The sequence below is a fragment of the Rhodococcus sp. R1101 genome, assembly GCF_000278445.1.
GTDB lineage: Bacteria > Actinomycetota > Actinomycetes > Mycobacteriales > Mycobacteriaceae > Rhodococcus > Rhodococcus gordoniae.
In genome coordinates this window covers 1-5,988 of sequence record NZ_AJVB01000232.1, presented here as the reverse complement: position 1 = coordinate 5,988, position 5,988 = coordinate 1, and the positions used below count along the sequence as shown (strand labels likewise).

Sequence of the window (5,988 nt, the reverse complement as noted above, 5' to 3'; positions counted from 1 at the left end):
GTTCAACACGCTGCTGCAGGTTCTCGACGACGGTCGCCTCACCGACGGTGAGGGACGCACGGTGGACTTCACCAACACCGTCGTCATCATGACCAGCAACCTCGGTTCGGACATCATCTCGAGCCGCGGTGGGGCGCTCGGCTTCACCACCGGCGACGCCGAGGCGGCGGAGCAGCCGTTGCGCGATCGGGTCATGGGCCGGCTGCGCGAATCGATGCGGCCGGAATTCCTCAACCGCATCGACGAGATCGTGATGTTCCGCAAGCTCGACGACGACCAGCTGCACCGGATCACCGAGCTGCTGCTCGCCGACAGCCGGAAGCGGCTGCAGAGCAAGGGGATCGATCTCGAGTTCACCTCCGACGCGGTGGCATGGATCGCCCGCAACGGGCACCAGCCCGAGTTCGGCGCCCGTCCGTTGCGCCGCTCGATCTCCCGGGTGGTCGACGACCGCATCGCCGACATGCTGCTCGACGACGCACTCGCCGAGGGCAACCGGGTCACGGCGGACGTCGTCGACGACGAACTGCTGCTGCAGGTGAGCTGACCTGCGGGACGAGGAAGGGGAGAGATGCCACGGCATCTCTCCCCTTCCTGCGTTCTCGGCGTTCGGGCGGCGGTCAGCCGGTGGTGAGGCGACGGATCGCCTCGAGCGGCAGGTGCAACCACGAGGGACGGTGCCGCGCCTCGTAGACCACTTCGTAGACCGCCTTGTCGAGCTCGTACCCGCGCAACAGGACGTCGGCGTCCCGCGGATCCGTTCCCGAGGCGGCCGCGTAACCGTCGCAGAAGGCAGCGCAATTGCGTTCGGCCCATTCCCGTGCCCGGAACTCCCGCTGCGACTCCACCGCCGCGCCCTGTTCGGATTCGCGGACCGAATGATGCGCGGCGTAATCGAACGACCGCAGCATCCCCGCCACGTCCCGGAACGGACTGTCGGGCTTGCGGCGCTCCTCGAGGGACTTCGCCGGCTCCCCCTCGAAGTCGATGAGCAGCCAGCGCTCTGGGGTGCGCAACACCTGACCGAGGTGCAGGTCGCCGTGGATGCGGTGCACCGGCACCTGCCCCAGTGCCGCGACCTCCTCGAATCGTGCGCGGATCGCCTCGGTGAGGTCGGCGAGCTCGGGGACCTCGGCCGTCGCACCCTCGAGTCGGTGGAGCATGCCCTCGGCCAGTTCGGAGGCCGCGCGCTCGTCGGTGCCGAGCGCGGAGCCGAGGTGGGCGTGCACATCCGCGACCGCCGCACCGATGCGGTGGGATTCCCCGGCGAAGTCGGTGCCCACCTCGTCGGCACGCAGGTCCCCTTCGATGAGCAGATCCCGGACGCTGCCGAGCGCCATCGACCAGCCGTCTGCCGAATTCGCCGCGAAGTCCTGCACCATCGCCAGCGTGGTGCGGACCCCGTCGACCTCCGCGTCGATCCATGCGCGGATCGGTGCGATCGATCGGCAACCGTCCTCGCCCAGTGCGAGCGGCAGCTCGACGTCCGGGTTGATACCGAGCGTCACGCGGCGGAACATCTTGAGCAGCAACTTCTCTCCGAGGACCACGGAGGTGTTGGACTGTTCCGCGCTCAGCGCGCGGCCCCGCAGTCCCGGTTCGATGACCGAGCCCGGCACGTTGTGGAGATCCACCGGACCGGCGGGGGTGCCGCTCGCCAGACTGCGGGAGTACCGGTCGAGGATCTCCTGATCGCGCAGGCCGTCGTAGACGTGCAGCCCGTGGTCGTGGGAATCGTCGGGACCGACCACACTCCACGACTGCAGTTCCTCGGGGAGATGGGAACGGAAACCCAGCGGCACCTGGTAGATCTGGTCCGCCGTCGACTCGAAGGAGACCTTCACGAGCAGATGGTCGGCTCCGAAACCGGGTTCCTCGACGAGCGGATGGCGCAGGACGACGCTGATCCCGGTGATGATGTGACCCTTGGCCGCGAACCATCGCTGGTGTGGCATCCACTCGCGCAGGTCCTCGACGAGCCGCTCGTCCGGATAGAGTTCGGTGTTGGTCATCACGGTTGTACCGCCGCTTCCGCTTCGCTGCTCACCGGGTGCTCGCCCGGCCCCTCCTTCGACGGATCGGGCTGCAGAGCGAACCAGAAGAATCCGTGACCGGGCAGGGTGATCATGTAACCCTCCTCCGTGATCGGCGGGAACGGAACGGAACCGGTCAGCTCCACCGGGATCCACCCGGCGAAGCGCGACAGGTCCAGCACGACCGCCTGGGGATAACGCGACAAGTTGTTCACGCACAGGATGACGTCGCTGTAGTTGCGTTCCGGGCTCGGCGACATCTCGCGCAGATAGGACAGGATCGCGGGGTTGGCGCTGCCGAGTTCGGTGAACGAGGCCTTGCCGAAGGCCGGATGCTGCTTGCGGACCTGGATCATCCGCCGGGTCCAGTGCAGCAGAGAGTTCGTCGAATTCATCTGCGATTCGACGTTCACCGCCTGGTATCCGTAGGTGGGATCCATGATGACCGGCAGATACAGCCGCGCCGGGTCGGCGCGCGAGAACCCGGCATTGCGGTCGGGGGTCCACTGCATCGGGGTCCGCACCGCGTCGCGGTCGCCGAGCCAGATGTTGTCGCCCATGCCGATCTCGTCGCCGTAGTACAGGACGGGGGAGCCGGGCAGGCTCAGCAGCAGAGCGGTGAAGAGTTCGAGCTGGTTCCGGTCGTTCTCGAGCAACGGGGCCAGACGACGGCGGATCCCGATGTTGGCGCGCATCCGCGGATCGGTGACGTACTCGGCGTACATGTAGTCGCGTTCCTCGTCCGTCACCATCTCGAGGGTCAGTTCGTCGTGGTTGCGGAGGAAGATGCCCCACTGGGCGGTCTTCGGGATCGGCGGGGTCTGGGCGAGGATCTCGGAGATCGGGAAACGATTCTGCCGCCGCACCGCCATGAAGATGCGCGGCATCAGCGGGAAGTGGAAGGCCATGTGGCACTCGTCGCCGATCTCGGGTTCGCCGAAGTACTCCACGACGTCGGTGGGCCACTGGTTCGCCTCGGCGAGCATCACCCGGCCGGGATACTCGGCGTCGATCACCGAGCGGCACTTCTTCAGGAAGGCGTGCGTCTCCGGGAGGTTCTCGCAGTTGGTCCCCTCCCGTTCGAAGAGATAGGGGACCGCGTCGAGCCGGAACCCGTCGATGCCGAGATCGAGCCAGAAACGCAGGACGTCGAGCATCGCCTCCTGCACCTCGGGGTTGTCGTAGTTCAGGTCGGGTTGATGCGAGAAGAACCGGTGCCAGTAGTACTGCTTGCGCACCGGATCCCACGTCCAGTTGGACGTCTCGGTGTCGACGAAGATGATGCGGGCTTCCTGGTACCGGTCGTCGACGTCCGACCACACGTAGAAGTCGCCGTACGGCCCGTCGGGGTCGCTCCGCGATTCCTGGAACCACGCGTGAGTGTCGGAGGTGTGGTTCATGACGAGGTCGGTGATGACGCGGATGCCGCGCTTGTGCGCCTCGTCGAGGAAGAGCACGAAATCTTCGACCGTGCCGAATTCCGGTAGCACAGCACGGAAGTCGCGGATGTCGTAACCGCCGTCCCGGAGTGGCGAATCGTAGAAGGGCGGAAGCCAGATGCAGTCGGCACCGAGCCACGCGATGTAGTCGAGCTTTTCGGTCAGGCCCCGCAGGTCGCCGGTGCCGTCGTTGTTCGAGTCGTTGAAAGCGCGGGCGAGGACCTCGTAGAAGACCGCGGTCTTGAACCAGTCCGGGTCGACGGGCAGGCTGCGCGCGTGGGCGAAGTCCTCGGCCCGGCTCTCGACGAGATGGCCGTCCTCGGTGTGTTCGTATTCCGGCACTCGGTCGGAAGGATCCGGCATGGCACCTCCGTGCTCGTCGCGTCGCAGGATGGACTCGCCCCAGAATGCCCCGGCGGGCGGGTTTCCACACCCGGAGCGGACGGAACGCTCTGTGGGTGCACGTGTGTGCCGATACATTGGCGGGCATGACTGCGAACCGGCCCCGAGGACGGGTGGCCGAGCTGTGCACCCGCATGCGTTCGTTCATCGACGACGAGGTGATTCCTCTCGAACCGGTCCTGAGCCGACACGACGACACGGCCGCCGAGGCCCTCACCGACCTGAAGGCCGGGGCGAAGGAGCTGGGGTTGTGGGCTCTGGGGCATCCCGAGGAGATGGGCGGCGGCGGGGTTTCCTTCCTCGACTTCGTCTACCTCAACGAGATCATCGGCCGCTCCGAGTACGGACAACTCGCGGTCGGGTCGGTGTCCATGCAGGACGCACTGATGATCCAGCGGCACGGCACCGCCGAACAACGCGAGCGCTGGATCCCGGGTCTCGTCTCCGGCGACATCCTGCCCTCCGTCGGCATGACCGAGCCCGAAGTGGCGGGTTCCGACCCGGTGCTCGTGCAGACCACCGCGCGGCTCGAGAACGGTGAATGGGTGATCGACGGGCACAAGTGGTTCACCACCGGTGCCGCGCAGGCCGGGTACTGCACGGTCTTCGCCCGGACCGAACCCGAGTCGACGCCGCTGCACCGCAGTATCAGCGCGATCATCGTGCCCATCGACACGCCCGGACTCGAGATCGTCCGTGCGATCCCCACGATGGGGCACGACCCGAGCGATCACTACGAGGTGCGGTACACCGGTGTGCGGGTTCCCGAGGAGAGCGTGCTCGGCGAACGCGGCAACGGTTTCGTCGTCGCGCAGGACCGGCTCGGGCCGGGGCGCATCTTCCACTGCATGCGCTGGCTCGGTCAGGCGCAACGAGCCTTCGAACTCATGTGTGCCCGCGCCGACGCCCGTTTCGCCCACGGGTCGCTGCTCGCCGAGAAAGGTGAGATCCAGCGCTACATCGCCGAATCCGCCGCCGACATCCAGGCGGCCAGGCTGATGACCCTGGACGCCGCGCGGGTCATGGACTCGGGAGAGGACGCCCGCGTCCGGATCGGGCTCGCCAAGTTCCGCGGCGCGCAGATGCTGCACGATGTGGTCGACCGTGCGATCCAGGTGCACGGGGCGCTCGGCCTCACCGCCGACACCCCGCTCGAAGGGATGTACCGCCGGGCGCGCTACGCCCGCATCTACGACGGCCCCGACGAGGTGCACCGGATGTCCACGGCACGACGGATCCTGCGCGAGCCGGAACGGGTGCCGTGGCGGTAGGCCTTCCGGACGCGTCCGGTGGGTGAGGGGGCGACGTACCTCTCGTGCTAGGGACTTTCGGCGTCTCGACGCGTCGATGCAAGTATGTGGCGTGGCATTGGGGGAGACCGGCAACGCAGAGCGGACGAACGGAGATTCGTCCGAAGGGCGATTGCGTTGTCGGATAGACGATGTGGCGCGCAGAATGCGAATCGAATGTGCCTGTCTCGACGACACCCTGCGCGTGATCACCGCGGCGGCCGTCGACCTGATCCCGGGTGCCGAGCAGGCCGGCATAGCGTTGCGTACGTCCGGTCTCCGCTTCGATTCCCGTGCTGCGACCGGGCTGTTCCCGAGGCGAATCGACGCACTGCAGCAGGAATCGGGCGAGGGACCCTGCGTGGAGTCGATGCGGGAGCGGGCAACGGTGCTCGTACCCGACATGCGACGCGAGAGGCGTTGGCCTGCTTTCTCTTCCGAATCATCGGCCGTCGGTGTCGGATCAGTGCTGGTGCTGTGCCTGTACACCGACGACGTCCACGGTGCCCTGCACGTGCACAGTTCTCGTGAGGGAGCGTTCGACGCTCGCAGCATCGATGTGGGCACGAGCCTGGCGACCCACGCGGCGCTCGCGGTGATCGCCTCCCGCCGGGAGGATCAGTTGCGCACCGCTCTCGCGTCACGCGATGTCATCGGCCAGGCCAAGGGCATGCTCATGGAGCGTTTCGCGGTGGACGCCGACAATGCCTTCGCCTTGCTCCGGAAGCTCTCCCAGGAACGCAACGTGCCCTTGCGCAGGATCGCGGGGCACGTGGTCGACGCGGGGCGGTGAACTGCCTACGCCAGCTCGGGGTCGGGGAACCC

General features: G+C 67.1%; 5 protein-coding genes. 3 read left to right on the top strand and 2 right to left on the bottom strand.

Annotation, left to right across the window (positions count from 1 at the left end):
* Positions 1-547: AAA family ATPase (locus tag R1101_RS26875; protein WP_037223529.1), on the top strand; the 547-nt coding region annotated here is incomplete at its 5' end.
* Positions 548-620: 73 nt separating this feature from the next.
* On the opposite strand, the gene R1101_RS0114555 is transcribed toward R1101_RS26875, so the two are convergent.
* Both R1101_RS0114555 and treS read right to left on the bottom strand, forming a co-directional pair.
* Entirely contained in the window at positions 621-2,012 is a 1,392-nt protein-coding gene (locus R1101_RS0114555; RefSeq protein WP_016934137.1) for a maltokinase N-terminal cap-like domain-containing protein, read from the bottom strand.
* Entirely contained in the window at positions 2,012-3,835 is a 1,824-nt protein-coding gene (treS, locus tag R1101_RS0114550) for a maltose alpha-D-glucosyltransferase (RefSeq protein WP_026003289.1), read from the bottom strand. The genes R1101_RS0114555 and treS overlap by 1 nt, the downstream gene beginning before the upstream one ends.
* A gap of 125 nt (positions 3,836-3,960) precedes the next feature.
* Here treS and R1101_RS0114545 point away from each other — a divergent pair, with 125 nt between their 5' ends.
* Together R1101_RS0114545 and R1101_RS0114540 are read left to right on the top strand one after the other, a co-directional pair.
* Positions 3,961-5,145 (top strand): acyl-CoA dehydrogenase family protein, encoded by a 1,185-nt coding sequence (locus R1101_RS0114545; RefSeq protein ID WP_026003288.1) that lies wholly within the window; start codon positions 3,961-3,963, stop codon positions 5,143-5,145.
* 184 nt (positions 5,146-5,329) lie between these two features.
* Entirely contained in the window at positions 5,330-5,956 is a 627-nt protein-coding gene (locus tag R1101_RS0114540; RefSeq protein ID WP_016934134.1) for a GAF and ANTAR domain-containing protein, read from the top strand.
* The last annotated feature ends 32 nt before the right edge of the window (positions 5,957-5,988 follow it).